This window comes from Mesorhizobium loti R88b (assembly GCF_013170845.1).
Taxonomy (GTDB): domain Bacteria; phylum Pseudomonadota; class Alphaproteobacteria; order Rhizobiales; family Rhizobiaceae; genus Mesorhizobium; species Mesorhizobium loti_B.
In genome coordinates this window covers 35,551-55,906 of record NZ_CP033367.1, presented here as the reverse complement: position 1 = coordinate 55,906, position 20,356 = coordinate 35,551, and the positions used below count along the sequence as shown (strand labels likewise).

General features: G+C 63.3%; 19 protein-coding genes and 1 pseudogene. 14 read left to right on the top strand and 6 right to left on the bottom strand.

The genetic code is table 11. The annotated features are described in order from the left end of the window. Positions 1 to 11: 11 nt before the first annotated feature. Genes EB235_RS00270 through EB235_RS00250 form a run of 5 tightly spaced genes read left to right on the top strand, consistent with a single transcriptional unit; the run spans position 12 to position 3,932 of the window. Positions 12 to 1,073, top strand: coding sequence for an ABC transporter permease (locus tag EB235_RS00270; RefSeq protein ID WP_027032953.1), 1,062 nt, complete (start codon positions 12 to 14; stop codon positions 1,071 to 1,073). Next, entirely contained in the window at positions 1,070 to 1,990 is a 921-nt protein-coding gene (gene nikC / locus EB235_RS00265) for a nickel transporter permease (RefSeq protein ID WP_027032954.1), read from the top strand. Before EB235_RS00270 ends, nikC begins: the two co-directional genes overlap by 4 nt. Then, on the top strand, positions 1,987 to 2,832 hold the full coding sequence (locus EB235_RS00260; protein ID WP_027032955.1) for an ABC transporter ATP-binding protein: 846 nt from the start codon (positions 1,987 to 1,989) through the stop codon (positions 2,830 to 2,832). The genes nikC and EB235_RS00260 overlap by 4 nt, the downstream gene beginning before the upstream one ends. Next, entirely contained in the window at positions 2,829 to 3,578 is a 750-nt protein-coding gene (locus EB235_RS00255; RefSeq protein ID WP_027032956.1) for an ABC transporter ATP-binding protein, read from the top strand. Before EB235_RS00260 ends, EB235_RS00255 begins: the two co-directional genes overlap by 4 nt. 39 nt (positions 3,579 to 3,617) lie before the next feature. Then, positions 3,618 to 3,932, top strand: coding sequence for a hypothetical protein (locus tag EB235_RS00250; RefSeq protein WP_032925865.1), 315 nt, complete (start codon positions 3,618 to 3,620; stop codon positions 3,930 to 3,932). Positions 3,933 to 3,944: 12 nt separating this feature from the next. On the opposite strand, the gene EB235_RS00245 is transcribed toward EB235_RS00250, so the two are convergent. From EB235_RS00245 to EB235_RS00235, 3 genes are read right to left on the bottom strand one after another with little or no spacing between them, the layout of a single operon-like run. Further along, positions 3,945 to 7,043, bottom strand: coding sequence for an efflux RND transporter permease subunit (locus tag EB235_RS00245; RefSeq protein WP_080680921.1), 3,099 nt, complete (start codon positions 7,041 to 7,043; stop codon positions 3,945 to 3,947). After that, entirely contained in the window at positions 7,043 to 8,116 is a 1,074-nt protein-coding gene (locus tag EB235_RS00240; protein ID WP_027032959.1) for an efflux RND transporter periplasmic adaptor subunit, read from the bottom strand. Before EB235_RS00240 ends, EB235_RS00245 begins: the two co-directional genes overlap by 1 nt. Then, complete coding sequence (locus EB235_RS00235) at positions 8,113 to 9,252, bottom strand: efflux RND transporter periplasmic adaptor subunit (protein WP_027032960.1); 1,140 nt, start codon at positions 9,250 to 9,252, stop codon at positions 8,113 to 8,115. The genes EB235_RS00240 and EB235_RS00235 overlap by 4 nt, the downstream gene beginning before the upstream one ends. Before the next feature lie 232 nt (positions 9,253 to 9,484). Here EB235_RS00235 and EB235_RS00230 point away from each other — a divergent pair, with 232 nt between their 5' ends. Then, positions 9,485 to 10,762: a 4-aminobutyrate--2-oxoglutarate transaminase gene (locus EB235_RS00230; RefSeq protein ID WP_027032961.1), complete on the top strand. Its 1,278-nt coding sequence runs from the start codon at positions 9,485 to 9,487 to the stop codon at positions 10,760 to 10,762. A 32-nt stretch (positions 10,763 to 10,794) separates the two neighbouring features. On the opposite strand, the pseudogene EB235_RS00225 reads toward EB235_RS00230, so the two are convergent. The 3 genes and pseudogenes from EB235_RS00225 to EB235_RS00215 all read right to left on the bottom strand — a co-directional run bounded on the left by EB235_RS00225 (position 10,795) and on the right by EB235_RS00215 (position 12,648). Continuing rightward, positions 10,795 to 11,120, bottom strand: a pseudogene (locus EB235_RS00225) (type II toxin-antitoxin system RelE/ParE family toxin). 5 nt (positions 11,121 to 11,125) lie between these two features. Further along, positions 11,126 to 11,356: a ribbon-helix-helix domain-containing protein gene (locus EB235_RS00220; protein WP_027032963.1), complete on the bottom strand. Its 231-nt coding sequence runs from the start codon at positions 11,354 to 11,356 to the stop codon at positions 11,126 to 11,128. Between the two features lie 38 nt (positions 11,357 to 11,394). Continuing rightward, complete coding sequence (locus EB235_RS00215) at positions 11,395 to 12,648, bottom strand: NAD(P)/FAD-dependent oxidoreductase (RefSeq protein WP_027032964.1); 1,254 nt, start codon at positions 12,646 to 12,648, stop codon at positions 11,395 to 11,397. Between the two features lie 433 nt (positions 12,649 to 13,081). On the opposite strand from EB235_RS00215, the gene EB235_RS00210 reads away from it, so the two are divergent. The 8 genes from EB235_RS00210 to EB235_RS00175 all read left to right on the top strand — a co-directional run bounded on the left by EB235_RS00210 (position 13,082) and on the right by EB235_RS00175 (position 20,353). Next, the gene (locus EB235_RS00210; protein ID WP_027032965.1) at positions 13,082 to 14,371 is read left to right on the top strand and encodes an imelysin family protein; all 1,290 of its coding nucleotides are present in this window, start codon (positions 13,082 to 13,084) and stop codon (positions 14,369 to 14,371) included. A gap of 96 nt (positions 14,372 to 14,467) precedes the next feature. Then, positions 14,468 to 14,779, top strand: a complete 312-nt coding sequence (locus EB235_RS00205) for a (2Fe-2S)-binding protein (protein ID WP_027032966.1) — start codon at positions 14,468 to 14,470, stop codon at positions 14,777 to 14,779. Next, positions 14,745 to 15,230, top strand: coding sequence for a bacterioferritin (gene bfr / locus EB235_RS00200; RefSeq protein WP_027032967.1), 486 nt, complete (start codon positions 14,745 to 14,747; stop codon positions 15,228 to 15,230). Before EB235_RS00205 ends, bfr begins: the two co-directional genes overlap by 35 nt. Positions 15,231 to 15,242: 12 nt before the next feature. After that, the gene (locus tag EB235_RS00195) at positions 15,243 to 16,844 is read left to right on the top strand and encodes a di-heme oxidoredictase family protein (RefSeq protein WP_027032968.1); all 1,602 of its coding nucleotides are present in this window, start codon (positions 15,243 to 15,245) and stop codon (positions 16,842 to 16,844) included. Next, positions 16,844 to 17,923 carry an imelysin family protein gene (locus EB235_RS00190; protein ID WP_027032969.1) on the top strand — a complete coding sequence of 360 codons (1,080 nt, stop codon included), beginning with the start codon at positions 16,844 to 16,846 and terminating at the stop codon, positions 17,921 to 17,923. The genes EB235_RS00195 and EB235_RS00190 overlap by 1 nt, the downstream gene beginning before the upstream one ends. A gap of 2 nt (positions 17,924 to 17,925) precedes the next feature. Further along, positions 17,926 to 19,029 carry a DUF1513 domain-containing protein gene (locus EB235_RS00185; protein WP_027032970.1) on the top strand — a complete coding sequence of 368 codons (1,104 nt, stop codon included), beginning with the start codon at positions 17,926 to 17,928 and terminating at the stop codon, positions 19,027 to 19,029. 90 nt (positions 19,030 to 19,119) lie between these two features. After that, positions 19,120 to 19,797 carry a tRNA (adenosine(37)-N6)-threonylcarbamoyltransferase complex dimerization subunit type 1 TsaB gene (tsaB, locus tag EB235_RS00180; RefSeq protein WP_027032971.1) on the top strand — a complete coding sequence of 226 codons (678 nt, stop codon included), beginning with the start codon at positions 19,120 to 19,122 and terminating at the stop codon, positions 19,795 to 19,797. 61 nt (positions 19,798 to 19,858) lie between these two features. Next, on the top strand, positions 19,859 to 20,353 hold the full coding sequence (locus EB235_RS00175) for a GNAT family N-acetyltransferase (protein WP_027032972.1): 495 nt from the start codon (positions 19,859 to 19,861) through the stop codon (positions 20,351 to 20,353). Positions 20,354 to 20,356 lie beyond the last annotated feature (3 nt).

Here is a 20,356-nt window from a genome sequence, read left to right as displayed (position 1 = left end):
GGACGCGCCGCATGAGCGCGGTTGAAAACGAGAGCGGGCGCGGCGGCGCCCGCGCCGTCGCCCTTGCATCGGCGATAGGCCGCTTCCTGGTCATCGCGGTCACGACCTATCTTGGTCTGCTCGCGGTCACCTTCTTCATTGGCCGTGTCATCCCGATCGATCCGGTGCTGGCGGTGCTCGGTGATCGCGCGCCTCTCAATGTCGTCGAACGCACGCGCCGCGAGATGGGTCTCGACCTGCCGCTGGTCGAGCAGTTCTACATCTATGTGAAGAATGCCCTGAGCGGCGATTTCGGCACGTCGGTGCTGACCACCAATCCGGTCATGACCGACATCCGCCGCGCCTTCCCCGCGACCATCGAACTGGCGACGCTGGGAACGCTGATCGGTTCGGTGCTCGGCGTGCCGCTCGGTGTGCTGGCAGCCGTAAAACGCGGCAGCGTTATCGACCAGATCGTGCGCATTGTCGGCCTGATCGGCTATTCCGTGCCGATCTTCTGGATCGGGCTTTTGGGGCTCGTCCTGTTCTACGCCAAGCTGCAATGGGTGGCGTTTCCCGGCCGCCTCGACGTCGTCTACGAATACACGTTCACACCGATCACCGGCTTTTATCTTCTCGATGCGCTGTGGCAGCGCCAGTGGGATGTCTTTTACGATGCCTTTCGCCACATCATTTTGCCGGCAGGCCTGCTCGGCTATTTCTCGCTGGCTTACATCAGCCGCATGACCCGCTCGTTCATGTTGAATGAACTGGCGCAGGAATACATCGTCGCCGCGCGCGCCAAGGGCTTGTCGGAAACCCGCATCATCTGGGGCCACGCGCTGCGCAACGCCGCCGTGCCAATGGTCACGGTGATCGCGCTGTCCTACGCCAATCTGCTGGAGGGCTCGGTGCTGACCGAGGTCGTCTTCTCCTGGCCGGGCATCGGCCTCTACATCACCAATTCGCTGCAGAACGCCGACATGAACGCCGTGCTCGGCGGCACCATCATCATCGGCTCGGTGTTCATCGGCATCAATCTCCTGTCCGATCTGCTTTACCGCGTGCTCGATCCAAGGACGAAATCCGCATGAGCGCCGAGGCGATCCAGAGCCGTCGCGACTGGTTGCTCAGCGAGCGCCCGGCCTCGCGCATGCAGGCAAGGCTCGGCCGCGCCTACGTCGCGTGGCGGCGCTTCTCCGCCAATCGGCTGGCCTTTGTCGGCCTGTTGATCATCATCTCCCTGCTGGTCATCGCCGCCCTTGCTGGTGTGCTGGCGCCTTACTCGCCGACATTCGGCGATCTCAAGAATTCACGGCTGCTGGCGCCCAGCGCCGAACACTGGTTCGGCACCGACGACCTCGGCCGCGATATCCTGTCGCGCATCCTCTACGGCTCGCGCTGGACGCTTTATGTCGTCATTCTGGTTGCCATCATCGCCGCACCCATCGGTCTTCTGGTCGGCACCGTCGCCGGCTATGCCGGCGGCTGGACCGACGCCATACTGATGCGCATCACCGACATCGTGCTTGCCTTCCCCAAGCTGATTCTGGCGCTGGCTTTCGTCGCCGCCCTTGGCCCCGGCATCGAGAATGCGGTGCTGGCCATCGCCATCACCTCCTGGCCGCCTTACGCGCGAATTGCGCGCGCGGAAACGCTGACCGTGCGCAATTCCGATTACATCAAGGCGGTGCAATTGATGGGCGCTTCGCCCTTCCGCATCGTGCTGCGTCACATCATGCCGCTCTGTATCTCCTCGCTGATCGTCAGGGTGACGCTCGACATGGCCGGCATCATCTTGACCGCCGCCGGCCTCGGCTTCCTCGGCCTCGGCGCGCAGCCTCCTCTGCCCGAATGGGGCACCATGATCGCGTCGGGCCGCCGCTTCGTGCTCGACCAATGGTGGGTGGCCGGCGCGCCGGGCTTTGCCATCCTCATCGTCAGCCTCGGCTTCAATCTGCTTGGCGACGGCCTGCGCGATGCCCTTGATCCTCGCAGTGGTGACCAATGAGCCGGGAGACGAAGACGCTTCTCGAAGTCGACGATCTGCGTGTCACCTTCCCGACCCGTACCGGGGTGATCGAGGCGGTGCGCGGCGTCTCCTTTTCGCTCGGCCGCGAACGGCTCGGCATTGTCGGCGAGTCGGGCTCGGGCAAATCGCAGACCGGCCGCGCCATCATGGGCGTGACGCCGCCTCAGGCCAGGATATCGGCCAACAAACTGGCCTTCGATGGTATCGACCTGCTCGGCATCTCGCCGCGCGAACGCCGGGCGCTGCGAGGCAACCGCATCGCCATGATCCTGCAGGATCCGAAATATTCGCTCGACCCGGTGATGAGCATCGGCCGTCAGATCGTCGAGACGCTGCGCACCCATGAGAAGGTCTCCAAGGCCGAGGCGCGCGAGCGCGCACTGGCTATGCTGGAGGCGGTGCAAATCCGTGACCCCAAACGTGTCTTCGACCTGCATCCGCACGAAGTGTCCGGCGGCATGGGCCAACGCGCCATGATCGCCATGATGTTGATTGCCGGACCGGAAATGATGATTGCCGACGAGCCGACCTCGGCGCTCGACGTCACGGTCCAGCTCGACGTTCTGGGAATCCTCGACAAATTGGTCAGCGAGCGCGGCATGGGGTTGATCTTCATCTCGCATGATCTGCGCCTGGTCTCGTCCTTCTGCGACCGCGTCATCGTCATGTATGCCGGCAAGGTGGTCGAGCAGCTCAAGGCGTCGGAGCTGGGCAACGCCCAGCATCCCTACACGCGCGGCCTGCTCAACTGCATGCCCAAGATCGGCGCCGACCGTCATCCGCTGCCGGTGCTCGACCGCAAGCCGGAGTGGGCGGCATGACGTCAGCGATCGCCGTCGACAGGCTGGAGGTGGTCTTCGACCGCTTTCGCGCGCTGAAGGGTGTCAGTCTCGATGTGCAGCCGGGTGAATCCTTCGGCCTTGTCGGCGAATCCGGCTCCGGAAAATCGACGCTGCTCAGGGCCATCGCCGGCCTCGCGCCGGTCGCCTCGGGCAGCATCGCCGTCAATGGCAAGAAGCTTGGCGCGCGCCGCGACAAGGCCTTTTACCGCGAAGTGCAGATGGTCTTCCAGGACCCGTATGGCTCGCTGCACCCGCGCCAGACCGTCGACCGCCTGCTGCAGGAGCCGCTTGCCATCCATGGCTTTGCCGATGGCGAAAAACGCATCCAGCAGGCGCTCGACGAGGTTGGTCTCGGCAACGGTTTCCGCTTCCGCTACTCGCATCAATTGTCGGGTGGCCAGCGCCAGCGCGTGGCGATCGCGCGCGCGCTGATCCTCGAACCCTCGATCCTGCTGCTCGACGAGCCGACCTCGGCGCTCGATGCCTCGGTGCAGGCGGAAGTGCTCAATCTGCTTGAAGAGGTTCGCCGGCGGCGCAAGCTGACCTTCCTGATGGTCAGCCACGACCTCGCCATCATCACCCATATGTGCGAACGGCTGATGGTGATGCAGAACGGCGAGGCGGTGGAGGATCTGACGGCGAACGATCTTGTCGAGCGCCGAGTCACGAAGGATTATACGCGTAATCTGCTAAGGGCCAGCGACGGTTTTGTAAGAACCGCTTGAGTTTGTTTCCTGAGCGCAGAAGCATCTTGGGGAATTCCCATGGAGAAATGGAAGTTCGCAGATCCGCCCAATGTCGCGGTGTTTGTGGATCGGGGCATAGTTACGCGAGGCGATTGGATCGCCTACGTCTCGCATGACGATGACGACGGCAGCTGGCAATTTCACAACAGCGAAACTGGACCTGTTGACGATGGCGACATAATGATCGTCAGCTTGCAAAACGTTGTGCGGCGCGATGAAAGCATTCTGGCTCTGGCCGACTTGCCCGAAGGCTGGTGCGCCTGGCGCGGCTCAAAATCATCGCCGTGGCAGCGCGCCAAATCACGTCCTCAACCCTCCAACGACAACGAGTGATCCAGCAAAGCTTTAAGTCTGAGCTGGTGCGGGTTCGCTTGCCTCCGAAACCGGGGACTCGTCTCGACCTTTCGGCTCCTTGATCCGGAACCACGTCACATAAAGCGCCGGCAGGAACAGCAGCGTGATCGCCGTGCCGGCGATGATGCCGCCCATCATGGCATAGGCCATTGGCCCCCAGAACACTTCGCGTGCGATCGGGATCAGCGCCAGGCTGGCGGCTGCCGCTGTCAGCGCGATCGGCCGCATGCGGTGTTCGGTTGCCTCGATGACAGCCGCCCACCGGTCCTTGCCCTCCCGGACAAGGTCCTCGATCTGCACGATCAGGATGACCGAGTTGCGGATCAGGATACCGATCAGCGCCAGCACGCCGAGGATGGCGACGAAGCCGAGCGGCGCGCCACTCGGCACCAGCGCCGCCACCACGCCGATCAGCCCGAGCGGCGCCACCGCAACCACCAGGAACAGGCGCTGGAAGCTTTGCAGCTGGATCATCAGGATGGTCGCCATAACGAACAGCATCAACGGCACCACGGCGGCGATCGGCCCCTGGCTTTTGCCGCTTTCCTCGACCGAGCCGGCGGTTTCGATCGAATAGCCCGGCGGCAGCTTGGCGATGAAAGCCTCGACCGACGGCTTCAACTCGTTGACGACGGTGGCTGGAAGCACGTCGCCGACCAAGCCTGCGCGCACGGTGATCGTCGGAATGCGGTCACGCCGCCACACCGTCGGTTGCTCCAGATCGTAGCGGAAGTTGGCGACCGCCGCGAGCGGAATGGCCTCGCCGGTGCTGGTCGGCAACTGCATGTTCTGCAACGTCCCGATCGAGCCGCGTTCGGCATCGCGCGAGCGCGCCACGACATTGATCAGATAGGTGGCGTCGCGCACCTGGGTGATGGTGGCGCCGCCGACCGTACTGTTCAGCGCGCTGGCGATATCGGATGAGGTGATGCCGAGCTGGCGTGCCTTGTCCTGCAGCACCTCGACCCTCAGCACACGCTGCGGCTCGTTCCAGTCGAAGGTCGGCGCGGCTAGCTTCGGATTGGTGGCGATGAGGCCGGCGAATTGCTGCGCCAGTTCGCGCACCTTCTGGATGTCGGGACCGCCGACACGGTACTGCACCGGGCGACCGACCGGCGGGCCAAGCTCCAGCGGCTTGACGAAAGCGTCGGTGCCGACGAACTCCGCGCGAAGCAGTTTTTCCAAAGCCGGCTTCACCCGGTTGCGGGCCTCGATGCTCTTGGTGACGATGACCGTCTGGCCGAAATAGGGGTTGGCGGGTTGCACATCATAGGCGAGCACGAAGCGCACCGCGCCCTGCCCGATATAGGACGAGAAATGGTCGATGTCAGGATTGCCGACCAGCGCCCGCTGCTCGAACCGCTCCATCTGATCGCGCGTCTCGGCGATCGAGGAATTCTGCGGCAGGTTCCAGTCGACGATCAGCTCCGGCCGGTCCGACGGCGGAAAGAACTGCTGTTGCACGAGGCCGAAACCGGCGATCGAGCCGGCAAACAACAAGACCGTGACGATGATGGTCAGCCAGTGATGGCGCACCGAGCCGACAAGCACGCGCCGGAACAGCGCGGTGAGGCGGCCGGGCTGGTCGTGATGCTTTGCCTTCATCGTCGCGGGCAGGATGGTGACGCCAAGCAGCGGCGCAAACAGCACCGCCACGATCCATGACACCAGCAACGACACGGCGATGACGACGAACAGGGTGAAGGTGTATTCGCCGGCAGCACTCGAGTTGAGGCCGATCGGGATGAAGCCGGCCACCGTCACCAGCGTGCCGGTCAGCATCGGGAAGGCGGTCGAGGTGTAGACATAGGTCGCCGCCTTGCGCAGATTGTCGCCGACCTCCAGCCGCGCCACCATCATCTCCACAGCGATCATCGCGTCGTCGACCAGCAGCCCGAGCGCGATGATCAGCGCGCCCAGCGAAATGCGCTGCAGCGATATGCCGAGATACTCCATGACGGTAAAAGTGATGGCCAGAACCAGCGGGATCGACAACGCGACGACAAAGCCGGCCCGCATGCCAAGGCTGATGAACGACACCGCGAGCACGATGGCGACCGCCTCGGCCAGCGCCCGGGTGAAGCCCGAAACCGCCTCCTCGACGATAACAGGCTGGTCGGCGACCAGATGCACGCCGACGCCGACCGGCAGGTCGGCCAGCACCTTGTTCATTTCCTTGTGCAGCGCCTCGCCGAATTCGAGCAGATTGGCATTTGGCTTCATGCCGATGGCGAGCGCGATGGCGTCCTGGCCATTGAAGCGGAACAGCGCCGTCGGCGGATCGGCATAGCCGCGCGTGATCGTCGCCACGTCGCTCAGCCGGAAGAAGCGGTCGTTGACGCGCAGATTGATGGCCCGCAGGCTGTCTTCGGAGGTGAACTGGCCGCCGACGCGCACGCTGATGCGCTCCGGTCCGGACTGGACGACACCGGACGGCGTGATGGCGTTCTGCGCCTGCAGGCTTGCCACGATCGCTTGCTGGTTAAGGCCAAGGGCGGCGATCTGACGGGTCGAGAATTCGAGATAGATCGCCTCGTCCTGCGCGCCGACCAGATCGACCTTGCCGGCATTCGGCACGGTCAGGATCTTGGTGCGGGCATCCTCGACATAGTCGCGCAATTGGCGCGGTGTCAGCCCGTCCGATGTGAAGGCGTGGATATTGCCGTAGACATCGCCGAAGCGGTCATTGAAGAACGGTCCCTGCACGCCTTGCGGAAACTGCGCCTTGATGTCTTCCACCATGTTGCGCACCTGAATCCAGTTCGGCACGACATCGCGCGCCTTGGTGGTGTCCTTCAGGTTGACGAAGATGACGGTCTGGCCGGCGGTGGTGACGGATCTTGTGAAGTCGAGACTGTCGAGCTCCTCGAGCTTCTTCTCGATGCGGTCGGTGACCTGCTGCAGGGTCTCCTTGACCGACGCGCCCGGCCAGTTGGCCTGGATGATCATTGTCTTGATGGTGAAGTTGGGGTCTTCCTCACGGCCGAGATTGAGGTAGGAGAACACGCCGGCGACGACGAAGACCAGCATGAAATACCAGACCATGGAGCGGTGGCTGAGCGCCCAGTCTGAGAGATTGAAGCCCTTCATCAGACGCCGCCCTCTGGCACTTTGACTTTCTGGCCTTCGCTCAGGCTGTGGACGCCCGCCGTGACGACGCGCATGCCGGCCTCCAGCCCCTCGGCGACAGTGAAGGTGGCGGCACCCTTGGCGGCCACCTTGATCTCTTTCACGCTCACGCTCGACGTTTGTGGATCGACGATCCACACCTTGTCGACGCCGTCCTTTTCAAGCAGTGCCGACATGGGCAATTCGATCGTCGGCATAACCTTGGCCACGCGGGTCGCCGTCACCGTCGAGCCGAGCCGGAAGGCTTGCGGCGGATTGGTGAGCGTCAGCTTGACGCGCCGCGTGCGGGTCGAGCCTTCGGACTGGGGCGCGATCTCGCGCAGCTTGGCCTCGGTCTGGATCGTCGGCAGCGATTGCAGGATGACCTGGAATGGCGTGCCGGTCGTGAGGTCACCGACCAACTGGTCGGGAATGTCGACCACCGCCTCGCGCAGATCCGAGCGAGCCACGGTGACGACCGTCTGGCCGGCCGAGACGGTTTGCCCGACCTCGGCGCCGACGGCGGTGACGACGCCGTCGAAATCCGAGAACAGCCGGGCATAGCCAAGCTGTTCCTGCGACTTGGCAAGCGAAGCCTTGGCCCGCTCGACGCCGGCCTCGGCCGCTTTCCTTGCCTGCTGCGCGGCATCGAAGACGGCCTGCGAGGTGTTGGCCGAGGCGAGCAGCTGGCGCTGGCGCTCTTCGCTCGCGGCGGCGTTGGCAAACTGTGCCTCGGCATTGGAAAGCTCGGCCTTGGCCGCCTGGACGGCCAGTTCCAGCGCGGTCGGGTCGAGCGCGGCGATCGTCGTGCCCTTGCTGACGATGTCGCCGACATTGACATCGCGCGACACGACCCGGCCAAGCAGGCGGAAGGCGAGGTCGGCGCTGACCTGCGGCTCGACCGAGCCGGCAAAGCCGAAGGTCTGCGAGGTCTGTGGCTCGACCACGACCGACAGCACCGGCCGGATGATCTCCGGCGGCTTTTCATCCGATTTCGAGCAGCTAGCGAGCGCGCCAAGCGCGAACAGAAGCAGGATCCGCGGCAGCCTTCTCATTGGCCCGCTCCCGATATCTCGACTGTCTGTCCAGGACTGAGCAACTGCCCGCCTGCGGTAACGACGCTCTGGCCTTCGTTCAGTCCGCCCGCGATGACGACCGTGCCCGAATCGAACGCCAGCACCTCGACCGGCGCCGTCGCGACCGCCTTGGTCGAGGGATCGACGACCCAAACCGCCGGTTTGCCCGCGCTTGAGGTCAGTGCCTGCCAGGGGAGCAGCACAGCTTTCGCCGGCTTGGCGCTGACCGACCCGATGACGGCGGCTCCCAGCGGCATGCCGGCGGGCGTGTCGGCAATGGCGACCTTGACCCGGACAGAGCCCGAAGCCGGGTCAACCGCCGGCGAGATTTCGCGCACCTTGCCGGTCGCCCTGATTTGCGGGTCAGACAACAGCGTGATCGTCACCGCAGGCGAGGCCGGCGTCCTGGCGACCAGCGTCTCCTGCACGTTGAACACCGCGTCGCGGTCGCCGTCCTCGGCGACGGTGAAGACGGTTTGCGCGGCTTGCACCACCTGGCCGGTTTCGACCTGACGGGCGGTAATGACGCCGGCGGCACCTGCCTTGAGCTCGGTGAAGGACAGGTTCTGCTGGGCATTGGCGAACGCGCTCTGGGCGGCATCGACGCTGCCTTGCGCCACCTTCAGCGCCTGATCGGCGGCGTCGTAGTCGCGCCTGGTGGTGAAGCCCTGGGCAAGCAGCGTCTTCTGCCGCTCGAAGGCGGCGGCCGACTGGGTCAGCTGCGCCTGTGCTGCGTCAAGATCGGCCTGCGCCGAGCGCAGATCGGATTGCTGCTCCTGCGGATCGATGCGGGCGAGCACGGCGCCCTTGTCGATATGCTGGCCGACATCGACAAGCCGCTCGGCGACCCGGCCGCCGACCCGGAACGACAGATTGTTCAGCGTGCGCGCCGCAATCACGCCGGTCAGCGAGGTTCTCGGCGCATAGTCGGCCAAAGCCACCGTTTCGGTGCGCACCATGACCGGCAGTTTCTTTTCCGCTGCCTCCTGCTTCTGGCAGCCTGCCAGCAGCACTGCGGCTGTGCAGACGAAAAGCGCCGAAGCGGCTGGAAAAGACAAAAGGCTGGAGGTTTTGACCGATGGCGGCGAGACGGACGATGTCACGTTCCTGCTCATGGGCTCCCCCAGCCGCGGGCGGCTCGCTGATCGCGAGGCCTCGCTGATATCTGGAGGATAATCGATCCCGGGAAAAAGGGAACCGGTCTCGTACGCGTATCGGACGACTGGTTAAGGGGGAACCAGGATCAGGCCCAATCGCCTGCCGGTGGTGCCGACTTGAGGAAAATGTGAAATAAGGCCAGAAGACACCGAGCAAACAAGAACGGGCGCCGGCCCGATGAGGGATATCATGAAGAATTCAGCCATTTCCGAACGCAAGAACCAGTCGATCTCGCGCGGCGTCGGCATGACCACGCAGATCTATGCTGACCGGGCTGAAAACTCGGAAATCTGGGATGTCGAAGGCCGCCGCTACATCGACTTCTCCTCGGGCATCGCCGTCGTCAACACCGGCCACCGCCATCCCAGGGTGATCGAGGCGGTCAAGGCGCAGCTCGACCGCTTCACCCACACCTGCCATCAGGTCGTGCCTTATGAGAGCTATGTCAGGCTGGCCGAACGGCTGAACGCCATGCTGCCCGGCAAGTTCGAGAAGAAGACGATCTTCGTTACGACCGGCGCCGAGGCGGTCGAGAACGCCATCAAGATCGCCCGCAACGCCACTGGTCGTCAGGCCGTCATTGCCTTCGCCGGCGGCTTCCACGGCCGCACCTTCATGGGCATGGCGCTGACCGGCAAGGTCGTGCCCTACAAGGTCGGCTTCGGCGCCATGCCGGGCGACGTCTACCACGCGCCGTTCCCGGTGCCGCTGCACGGTGTTTCTACAGCCGATTCGCTTGCCGCGCTCGACCGCCTGTTCAAGGCCGACGTCGATCCGGCCCGCGTCGCCGCCATCATCATCGAGCCTGTCCAGGGCGAGGGCGGCTTCTACGACGCGCCACGCGATTTCCTGGTTGCACTGCGCAAGCTGTGCGACCAGCACGGTATGCTGCTGATCGCCGACGAGGTGCAGACCGGCTTTGCCCGCACCGGCAAGATGTTTGCCATGGATCACCATGAAGTCGCGGCCGACATCACCACCATGGCCAAGAGCCTGGCCGGCGGCTTCCCGCTGGCGGCGGTCACCGGCCGCGCCGAGATCATGGATGCGCCCGGCCCCGGCGGGCTCGGCGGCACCTATGGCGGCAGCCCGATCGGCGTCGCCGCGGCACATGCGGTGCTCGATGTGATCGAGGACGAAAAGCTGTGCGACCGCGCCAACACGCTGGGCGCGCGGCTGAAGCAGCGCCTGCAATCGATCCGCGACGACGTGCCCGAGATCGTCGACATCAGGGGCCTCGGCTTCATGAACGCTGTCGAGTTCAACGATGTGAAGAAAGGCCTGCCATCGGCCGAAATCGCCAATGCGATCCGGCTGAAGGCGCTCGACAAGGGCCTGATCCTGCTGACCTGCGGCGTCTACGGCAACGTCATCCGTTTCCTGGCGCCGATCACCATCCAGGACGAGATCATGAACGAAGCGCTCGACATCCTGGAAAGCTCGATCCGCGAAGTCTGCGCTGCCTGAAAGGCGGCGCCACTTCTCTCCAAGATCCACCGTCAGTAGCTTGGATTCTGTAGCCAAGCGGGAATGTCCCGCTTGGCATGCAGCACCCGCCACACATCGATATGGTCGGGCTGCTCAAGATAGAAGATCAGATATGGATAGCGCTTGAGTTGCACACTGCGCAGACCAGGCAGTCCAATCTCGTAGGCGAATCTAAGAGAGCCGGAAGCCGGATGGGTGGCTATCAGTTTGTAGGCGTTTTGAAGATCCTCACATAGCCCAACGCTATGTGCGAACCAACTTCCCGTACATAGTAATCAACAGCGTCCTCGATATCCTGCAGAGCAAGATTTCGAGGAATAATTGCCTTTGTGGCCACTTAAATTATTGGCCCTGCGCTCGTTTTCGCAGCGCGACAAAATAGTCGTCATCGACCGGAGCACCCGGCGCCGATGATGCGCCCTCCAAGAGCAAACCGCGCAGAAGTTGACGATCCTGATCGTGGCGGATCAATTCACGCACGTACTCGCTGCTTGTGCCGTAGCCGCGATCCGTCACTTGCCGATCGACAAAATGCTTCAAGCTGTCGGGCAGTGAGATGTTCATGGTGCTCATTCAGATATTTTATGGCGTATGGCAAAAAATTGGCAAGCCTACGCACTGGCCTTGGCGGGCTCCATGCTCTGAAACGCTGCCAGCGCCGCCTTCAGCCCATCGGGGCCTTCCGCGATCGTTTCCGGCGTCGGCGAGAAGCCGGCGCCGAGCATCTTGCGGCCAAGCATATGGTCGCCGGGGCGGTTGACGGATTCGATGCCGAGCAGCCGGTCGCCGGCATAATGGTAGATCGAGAATTTGTTGTCGGGCAGGTCGCCCAGCACGACATGGCTGTCGCCACCGGCGGTCAGCCCGACCATCTGCAGCTTCATGTCGCCAATGTCGGACCAGAACCATGGCACCGCCGAATAGGTATCGGCGTGACCGGTAATGGTGCGGGCCGCGAGGCGGGCCTGGTCGGTGGCGTTCTGCACCGACTCCAGCCGCACGTCGCCGCCGGTGAACCAGTGCCGGTAGGAGGCGGCGTCGCCGATGGCGAGAATGTCAGGCACGGAACTGCGCATCTGGTGATCGACGCGGATGCCGTTGGCGATCGCGAGGCCGGCTGCCTGCGCCAGCTCGACATTCGGCACGGCGCCGATGCCGACGATGACCATGCGCGCCGGCAATCTCTCGCCTGACGAGGTGATGGCGGCCACGACATGGCCGTTTTCGCCTTCGAGCCTTGCAATCGAGGTTCCGGTGACAATGCGTACGCCCGTCGCTTCCAGCCTTTGGCGGACATGGCTCGCCACCACCGGCGCCACAGCGCGGCCGAGCAGCCGGTCGACCGCTTCCACCACGGTCACCGTGCGGCCGGCTGCCCGCAGCGTCGCGGCGATCTCCAGCCCGATGAAGCCGCCGCCGAGGATGACGACGTCTTCGCTCTGCGCGCTCAACTCCCGGATCAGCCGCGCATCGGCCAGCGAGCGCAGCGACAAAACGCCGGACAGATCCGCGCCTGGCAGCGGCAGGGCGCGTGGGCGCGAGCCGGTCGCCAGGATCAGATGGTCGAAGGCAAGCGCGCCGCCCCCTGATATCTCGAGGCGGTGTCCGGCGGCATCGATGCGCTCGATGCGGATGCCCGGCCGGTAGTCGATGGCGCTGCCGGTGTAGAAGGCTTCGCCCCGAAGCGGTTGCGGTTTGGCCTCGGCGTCCTTGATAAAAGTCTTCGACAACGGCGGCTTATGGTAGGGCAGTTCGTTCTCGTCACCGACGAGGATCACCGGTCCGTCATAGCCGTCTTCGCGCAGACTGGCGGCCGCTTGCACGCCCGCATGACCCGCACCGACAATGACCACGCCGTTCTTCATCGCGTTCCAATCCTGATCCGATCCTAGGATGCCTCGCCACGTGGCAATTGTCTGGCGCCGCCGCAAGAGAGCGTTTGCGGGTCGCACCCGGGATGGCGGCTGTCAATCGGACAGTTCAGCCGCAAAGCCGGTACAGCGGAGGCATAAAGTTGACCGTTGCAGTTTAGAATAATTCTAAACTATTGTTTCAATTGGCTTTTCCCGTCGATTTTCATTGACATCCACTGATGTCGAAGCTTTATGGGAGCCCGCGCGTTAGCGCATCCCTTTGATGTTTGGGCCTTGAACCCGTTCGATTGGAGGCATTTTGGTGTCTTTCTTCCCTGAACCGCGCGATGGCGCGGCAAGTCTTGGCGCATTTGGCATTGATGTGGTCCGGCGCTCGTCGCCGCACGCGCCGTTTATAGAATTTCCGAGAAACTGGAGAGCGATAATGACAGCACGATATGGCGGCAGGCTTGCGGCGATCGGTGCCACGGCGCTGCTGACTGCGGCGGTATTTGTGCTGCCTGCCAAGGCGGAAACCGATGCGAAGGCGGTCATCAAGACCTATGCCGATATCGGGCTCGCCAAATATGAGGATTCACTGACCACGGCGCAGGCGCTCGACAAGGCGGTCGACGCGCTGCTTGCCAAACCTTCGGCGGAAACGCTCAATGCTGCCCGCGACGCCTGGAAGGCGGCGCGCGTTCCCTACCAGCAGACCGAAGTCTACCGTTTCGGCAACAAGATCGTCGACGACTGGGAAGGCGAGGTGAATTCCTGGCCGCTGGACGAAGGCCTGATCGATTATGTCGCCAAGAGTTACGGCACAGAATCGGACGCGAATTCGCTCTATACGGCCAATGTGATCGCCAACAAGGAGATCGAGATCAATGGCAAGAAGGTCGACGCATCGAACCTGACACCGGAATTCCTGTCAGGCACGCTGCAGCAGGCTGGCGGCATCGAGGCCAACGTCGCCACTGGTTATCACGCCATCGAATTCCTGCTCTGGGGCCAGGATCTGCACGGCACCGGCCCGGGCGCCGGCGAACGTCCCTATACCGACTATGACCTCAAGAACTGCACCGGCGGCAATTGCGACCGCCGTGCGCAATATCTGAAGTCGGCGACCGGCCTTCTGGTTTCCGATCTGCAGAAGATGGTCAATGACTGGAAGGAAGACGGCGCGGCGCGCAAGAACCTCGTCGACGGCGAGCCGAACACCGCCATCTCGACCATCTTCACCGGCATGGGCTCGCTGTCCTACGGCGAACTGGCCGGTGAGCGCATGAAGCTCGGCCTGTTGCTGCATGATCCGGAAGAGGAGCAGGACTGCTTCTCCGACAATACCTACAACTCGCACCTCAATGACGCGATCGGCATCCGCGCCGCCTACCACGCCAACTATACCAGGCTCGATGGCACCGTCGTTTCGGGGCCTTCGGTGGCCGATATGGTGAAGGCTACCGATCCGGCGATCGACAAAGAATTGTCTGATAAGCTCGATGTCACTGTCGCCAAGATGGAGGCGATCAAGGCGCGGGCATTGGCCGGCCAAGCCTATGACCAGCAGATCGCCGAGGGCAACAAGGAAGGAAACGCCACCGTGCAGGCAGCGATCGACGCGCTGATCGACCAGACCAAATCGATCGAACGTGCCGTCGGTTCCTTGAAGCTCAACGCCATCGCCTTCGAAGGGTCCGATAGCCTCGACGCACCCGACAAGGTGTTCAAATAAGGGAAAAACCCCCGAGCATGGTCTTGAAAGGATCATGCCCGATGAAGATTTAAGCCACGCGGCGAGGAGGAAGCGCCGTCAGCCAGAGCCAAGTCAATGCTGATCTGCCATTGCAATATCATTACCGAGAAGGAAATCGAGCAGACGATCATCGGCCTGCTGGATCTGGATCCCTGGCAGCTCATCGTGCCGGCAAAGATTTATCATGCCATGCAAAAGCGCGGCCGCTGTTGCGGCTGCTTCCCAAATGTGGTGGAAACGATCATTCGGGTCACCGAAAATTATCACGCCCGCTCGGAGGCGAGCGGTGTGGATGTCGTTTCACACCTGGATCGCGTCAGAGGCCTGCGCGTCCAATACGGGAGCAGAACCCATGAAAGGCGAAATTCAGATCATCGAGCGGCTTAACGAGGCTCTTTTTCTGGAGCTCGGAGCCGTCAATCAATATTGGGTGCATTTCCGTCTTTTGGAGGATTGGGGATACACCAAGCTGGCAAAGAAGGAGCGGGCCGAATCGATCGAGGAGATGCACCACGCCGACAAGCTCATCGCCCGCATCATCTTTCTCGAAGGCCATCCGAACCTGCAGTCCGTGGCGCCGCTGCGCATCGGGCAGAATGTCAAGGAAGTACTCGAATCCGACCTTGCCGGTGAATATGACGCACGCACCGCCTACAAGCGTTCGCGCGAAATCTGCCACGATCTGGGCGACTACGTGACGATGAAGCTGTTCGAGGATCTGCTGGCTGACGAGGAAGGTCACATCGACTTCCTCGAGACGCAGCTCGACCTGCTCGCCTCGATCGGCGAGGGAAAGTACGGCCAGCTCAATGCCGACTCGGCCAACGAGGCGGAGTAAAGGCATGCGGGAATGCGGCGCCTCTTAGAATTCTCGCGCCGCTTGCGGCGGGCCGCCGGCTCGCCGCCCCTTCGAAAAACGCCAGCCCTATCGGCTGCTCGGCGCTGTACCATTCTCGTGCTGGCGCTGACATCGTCCGCTATGGCCGGCGATCTCCAGCCTGCAGGCCTTGCCACCACGCGCACCGACCTCAACGCCGGAGATCAGGCGCGCGTCACCGTCATCACCAGGCCGACCACGGATTTCTCCAAACCCGAGCCGTTCGAGCTGATGCAAGGTGGCGCAGGGACCTCGGAAAAAGAGGTCAGCCGCGATTCCTTTTCGCAACCCTCGGCCAACATCACGTTCGAGGAAGAGGGCACTTTCAAGCTCGGCAACGCTTTGTTTCGCAAGAACTGGGTGTCGTCGCCGTCCTCGACGCAGGCATCGGATGGGCTTGGTCCGCTGTTCAACGAACGCGCATGCCAGAACTGCCACCTGAAAGACGGCCGTGGCCGTCCGCCGCAAGGCGATACCGGCACCACCTCGATGTTCCTGCGGTTGGCGCGCGATGCCAGCAGCGCCGACGAGAAGGCGGCCCTTGCCGCTCACCAGATGCTCAATTTTCCCGATCCGGTCTATGGCACTCAGTTGCAGGAGCTGGCGGTGCCCGGCCTGCGCGGCGAAGGCAAGATGCATGTCGACTATCTCGAGCGTAAGGTAAAGCTGACGGATGGCACCGTGGTTTCCCTGCGCAAACCCAGCTATTTCGTCACCGATCTGGCCTATGGGCCGCTCGATCCGCGCACCAAGCTGTCGCCGCGCCTGACACCGCCGATGATCGGCCTTGGCCTGATCGAGCAGATCGCACCGGCTGACATTCTGGCCCACGCCGATCCGGATGATAGCGACGGTGACGGCATCTCCGGCAGGCCCAACATCGTGCGCGCCGGTCGCGGCGGGGAACTGACGCTTGGCCGCTTCGGCTGGAAGGCGCAGACAGCATCGATCCGCCAGCAGGCGGCGGATGCCTTTGCCGGCGACATCGGCATCTCGACGCCGGAAGAACCCAAACACTGGGGCGATTGCACCGCCGCTCAGGCAAAATGCCTCGCAATGCCGAATGGCGTGCAGCAGCGGCTCGGCCCGGTGGAGGCACCGCCGCCGGTGATGGATCTCGTTACCTTCTATTCGCAGAACCTGACCGTGCCGGCCCGCCGTGACCTCGACAAACCCGATGTGCTCGCCGGCAAGAAGGTTTTCTATGAGATCGGCTGCGTTTCCTGCCACACGCCGAAATTCGTCACCCGCCGCGACGCACCCAACAACGCGCAGGCCTTCCAGTTGATTTGGCCCTATTCCGATTTCCTGCTACACGACATGGGCCCGGATCTGGCTGACGGCCAGGCGGTGGGCGATGCAACGGGCAGCGAATGGCGCACCCCGCCACTCTGGGGCATAGGCCTCACCGAGACCGTCAACGGCAATTCCTTCTTTCTGCACGATGGCCGCGCGCGCAGCCTGACCGAGGCGATCCTGTGGCATGGTGGCGAGGCGCAGAAGGCGCGCGACCGCTTTGCCGCCGCCAACGCGGCCGAGCGCGATGCGCTGCTCAAATTCCTGGAGGCACTGTGATGCTGAAGCGCTCTGCACTGGTTCTCGTTCTTCCGCTGGCCTTGCTGGGTGTTTTCCCCGCATCGGCGGCGGTGAAAGCCTCCGACATCATCCAGCGCGCAATCGACGGCTTTGTCCGCCCCGCCTATGCCAGCCTGCACCAGCACGCCGAGATCCTGACGAAGGCGATGCACAAGCTCTGCGAAGCGCCCTCGCAAGGGGGACTCGGCGCAGCGCGGGCCGAATTTTCAGCCACGGTCGATGCCTGGTCATCGGCCGAGATCATCGGCTTTGGGCCGATCAAGGATAACAATCGGCTGGAGCGCATGCTTTACTGGCCGGATCGCAAGAGCCTCGGCCTGAAACAGGTGCAGGCGGCGTTGTCCGCCAAGGACCCGACCGCCACCGATCCGGCACAACTGACCGGCAAGAGCATTGCCATGCAGGGGCTCGGTGCGCTGGAATTCGTCCTCTACGGCGACGGCGCCGATACGCTGACCGGCAAGGATGATCCCTATCGTTGCGCCTATGGCGCAGCGGTCGCCGGCAACATCGAAAGCATGGCCAAGGACGTCAACGAAGCTTGGAACAAGCCGGATGGCTTTGCCGCAATCTGGGCCAATCCAGGACCGCAGAACCCGCTCTACCGCGACGGCAACGAAGCCGTGACAGAACTGGTCGGTGTCTTCATCAACGAACTCGAAATGGTAAGGGATGTCCGTCTGAAGGGCTTTCTGGGTGGCAAGCCCGAGGCGGACAAACCAAAACAGGCAATTTATTGGCGTTCGCAAAACACCACCACATCCCTGGCTGGAAATCTCGCCGGCATAGATGCGCTGTTCCAGGCCTCGAAGCTTGGCGATGCCTTGCCGTCGGATGCGCGCTGGATGGCGGAATCGATCCATATCCAGCTGGTCAACGGTGTCGCCACCGCCAAGTCGGTTCAAGGCCCGATCGACAAGGTGCTTGCGGATCCTGCGCTACGCGAAAAACTCGAGCATTTCACCCTGATCACCTCCAGCCTGTCGACCCTGATCGGCACCAGGCTGACTGCTGAATTCGGCCTGACCGCCGGCTTTTCGTCGCTGGATGGAGACTGATCTTGAAGACGCCGCTGATCGATCGCCGTGATTTCCTGCGGGCCGCAGGCATTGGCTTTGCCGCTGCGATAGCGCCGCCTGCGTGGGCGGCGACGCTTGCGGCGGATGCCGTCTTCGCCACGGCGTTCGTCAAGCGCGACGGCAGTTTTGGCGCCGCCGTCCTGTCCGAGGCCGGCAAGGTGCTGCATGCAATCGACCTGCCCGATCGCGGCCATGACGTCACCTTCGATCCCGTGTCGAAGCGTTCGGTGGTCTTTGCCCGCCAGCCCGGCACCTTCGCCGTGATCTTTGATCACGCCGGGCGCGACGCCCCGCAAACCATCGCCAGCATCACCGGCCGGCATTTCTTCGGCCATGGCGTGTTCTCGCCCGATGGCGCCTTGCTCTATGCCACCGAGAACGATTTCGACAACGCCGCCGGCGTCATTGGCATCTATGATGCGCGGGCGAAATTCAGCCGCATCGGCGAATTTCCGACCTACGGCATGGGCCCGCACGAACTTCTGCTGCCGGGCGACGGCAGGACGATCGCGGTCGCCAATGGCGGCATCGAGACCCATCCGGACTATGGCCGCGCCGAGCTCAACATCGCCACCATGAAGCCGTCCTATGTGCTGATCGACCGCGTTACCGGCGACCTGATCGAGAAGCATGAATTGCCGGCGGCACTACACCAGCTGTCGATCCGCCACATGGACACCGACCCATCCGGCACAGTCTGGTTCGGCTGCCAGTATCGGGGGACGGGCACCGACCGTCCGCTGCTGGTCGGCCGCGCCGCGCGCGGCAAGGAGCTGCAGCTGATCGACATGCCGCCAGACATATTGTCCGGCTTCCGCAACTATATCGGCTCGGTCGCCGCCAATCCTGATGCCGGCACCGTCGCCGTCTCGTCGCCGGAAGGCAATTCGCTTGTCGTGATCGATGCGGCGAGCGGCCGGGTGGTCTCGTCAAGTACGCTGGTCGAGGTCTGCGGCCTGGCACCGGACGGATCGGGGTTCATGGCCACTACGGGCGCCGGCGAGATCATCGAGGGCAGCGGTGCGACGCGATCGGAGCCGGACTATGTCTGGGACAATCACATGCTGCGCATCGAGCAGGTCTGACAAAGCGCGAACCGAAGCCGCTTAACAAATTGTGCTTGCCGTGGCGCCCCATGGCGGGCACAGGGAGTTGTTTTTCCAACCGGTCGTCTCATGAAAGTGCTTGCCATCGACTGTGCCGCCAGCCTCTGCGCCGCCTGCGTCTACGACGCGGCGGCCGGACTGGAGCTTGGCCGTTCGGCGCTTGACCTCGGCAAGGGCCATGCCGAGCACCTGATGGCTGTCATTGCCGAGGCGCTGAGGGCCGGCGCGACGGATTATGCCGGTCTCGGTGCCATTGCCGTCTCCGTCGGTCCGGGCTCCTTCACCGGTCTGCGTGTCGGTGTCTCCACGGCGCGTGGCCTGGCTCTGGCGTTGAAAATTCCGGCGATCGGGGTGACGACGCTCGAGGCGCTGGCCGCCGAGGCGGCGATGGCATTTCCCGGCCGCACCGTGTTGGCGGCACTCGATGCAGGCCGCGAGGAAATCCATGCGGCTCTGTACGATAGAATGTCAGATTTGACTTACGGTCCGGCGGTGGTCACACTTGCGGATGCCGTGGCCATGGCGAAGGAACAGTCTTCGGTGCTGACCGGTACCGCGGCGGCGCAGATCGCCGCAGCGGTTGGACTTGCCTTCGATATAGGGCCTCAGACAGCTACGGCCGACATTCTCACCTACGCCCGCTTGGCTGCGGCCAAGAGCGAGGGCGAAAGGCCGAAACCACTTTATTTGCGCGGCGCGGATGCCAAGCCGCAAGCCGGATTTATTCTTTCAAGGCTCAGACCATGATCCCGAAAAGTGGAATCCGGTTTTCGGAAAAGATCATGGTCAAACAAGAAAACGAAAATTAATGCGCATACCTTTTCTCCAGCCGCGCCGCCGGGACTATGCGCTTGAGCCGCTCAGGATCAGCGACAGCCCTACGGTCTCGCTGCTGCATCGCGAAGACTTTGTCCGCCCGTGGACTGATGGCGAGTTTGCCGCCTTGCTCGGACAGGACACGGTGTTCGGCTACGCCGCGCGCGAAACCGGGCAGGGCGCCAAGCCGCCGGTCGGCTTCGTGCTGGCCCGGCTGGCGGCCGGCGAGGGCGAGATCCTGACCGTCGCGGTGGCGCGATCCCATCGCCGGCAAGGGCTGGGCTGGCAGTTGATGGACGCGGTGCTGCGCGAACTGCATGTGCAACGCGCCGAAGCGCTGTTTCTTGAGGTCGACGAGACCAATGTCGCCGCAATCGCCCTCTATCGGCGGCTGGGGTTCCGTGAGGTCGGCAAGCGCCCGGATTACTACAAGTCGCCCGATCGCGGGCCGACCGGCGCGCTTGTCATGCGCCGCGATCTTCGCTAGCCA

Coding starts and splice junctions, on each gene's coding strand:
- EB235_RS00270 (WP_027032953.1), top strand. CDS start 12: ATGAGCGCGGTTGAAAACGAGAGCGGGCGCGGCGGCGCCCGCGCCGTC.
- nikC (WP_027032954.1), top strand. CDS start 1,070: ATGAGCGCCGAGGCGATCCAGAGCCGTCGCGACTGGTTGCTCAGCGAG.
- EB235_RS00260 (WP_027032955.1), top strand. CDS start 1,987: ATGAGCCGGGAGACGAAGACGCTTCTCGAAGTCGACGATCTGCGTGTC.
- EB235_RS00255 (WP_027032956.1), top strand. CDS start 2,829: ATGACGTCAGCGATCGCCGTCGACAGGCTGGAGGTGGTCTTCGACCGC.
- EB235_RS00250 (WP_032925865.1), top strand. CDS start 3,618: ATGGAGAAATGGAAGTTCGCAGATCCGCCCAATGTCGCGGTGTTTGTG.
- EB235_RS00245 (WP_080680921.1), bottom strand. CDS start 7,043: ATGAAGGGCTTCAATCTCTCAGACTGGGCGCTCAGCCACCGCTCCATG.
- EB235_RS00240 (WP_027032959.1), bottom strand. CDS start 8,116: ATGAGAAGGCTGCCGCGGATCCTGCTTCTGTTCGCGCTTGGCGCGCTC.
- EB235_RS00235 (WP_027032960.1), bottom strand. CDS start 9,252: ATGAGCAGGAACGTGACATCGTCCGTCTCGCCGCCATCGGTCAAAACC.
- EB235_RS00230 (WP_027032961.1), top strand. CDS start 9,485: ATGAAGAATTCAGCCATTTCCGAACGCAAGAACCAGTCGATCTCGCGC.
- EB235_RS00220 (WP_027032963.1), bottom strand. CDS start 11,356: ATGAGCACCATGAACATCTCACTGCCCGACAGCTTGAAGCATTTTGTC.
- EB235_RS00215 (WP_027032964.1), bottom strand. CDS start 12,648: ATGAAGAACGGCGTGGTCATTGTCGGTGCGGGTCATGCGGGCGTGCAA.
- EB235_RS00210 (WP_027032965.1), top strand. CDS start 13,082: ATGACAGCACGATATGGCGGCAGGCTTGCGGCGATCGGTGCCACGGCG.
- EB235_RS00205 (WP_027032966.1), top strand. CDS start 14,468: ATGCTGATCTGCCATTGCAATATCATTACCGAGAAGGAAATCGAGCAG.
- bfr (WP_027032967.1), top strand. CDS start 14,745: ATGAAAGGCGAAATTCAGATCATCGAGCGGCTTAACGAGGCTCTTTTT.
- EB235_RS00195 (WP_027032968.1), top strand. CDS start 15,243: ATGCGGCGCCTCTTAGAATTCTCGCGCCGCTTGCGGCGGGCCGCCGGC.
- EB235_RS00190 (WP_027032969.1), top strand. CDS start 16,844: ATGCTGAAGCGCTCTGCACTGGTTCTCGTTCTTCCGCTGGCCTTGCTG.
- tsaB (WP_027032971.1), top strand. CDS start 19,120: ATGAAAGTGCTTGCCATCGACTGTGCCGCCAGCCTCTGCGCCGCCTGC.
- EB235_RS00175 (WP_027032972.1), top strand. CDS start 19,859: ATGCGCATACCTTTTCTCCAGCCGCGCCGCCGGGACTATGCGCTTGAG.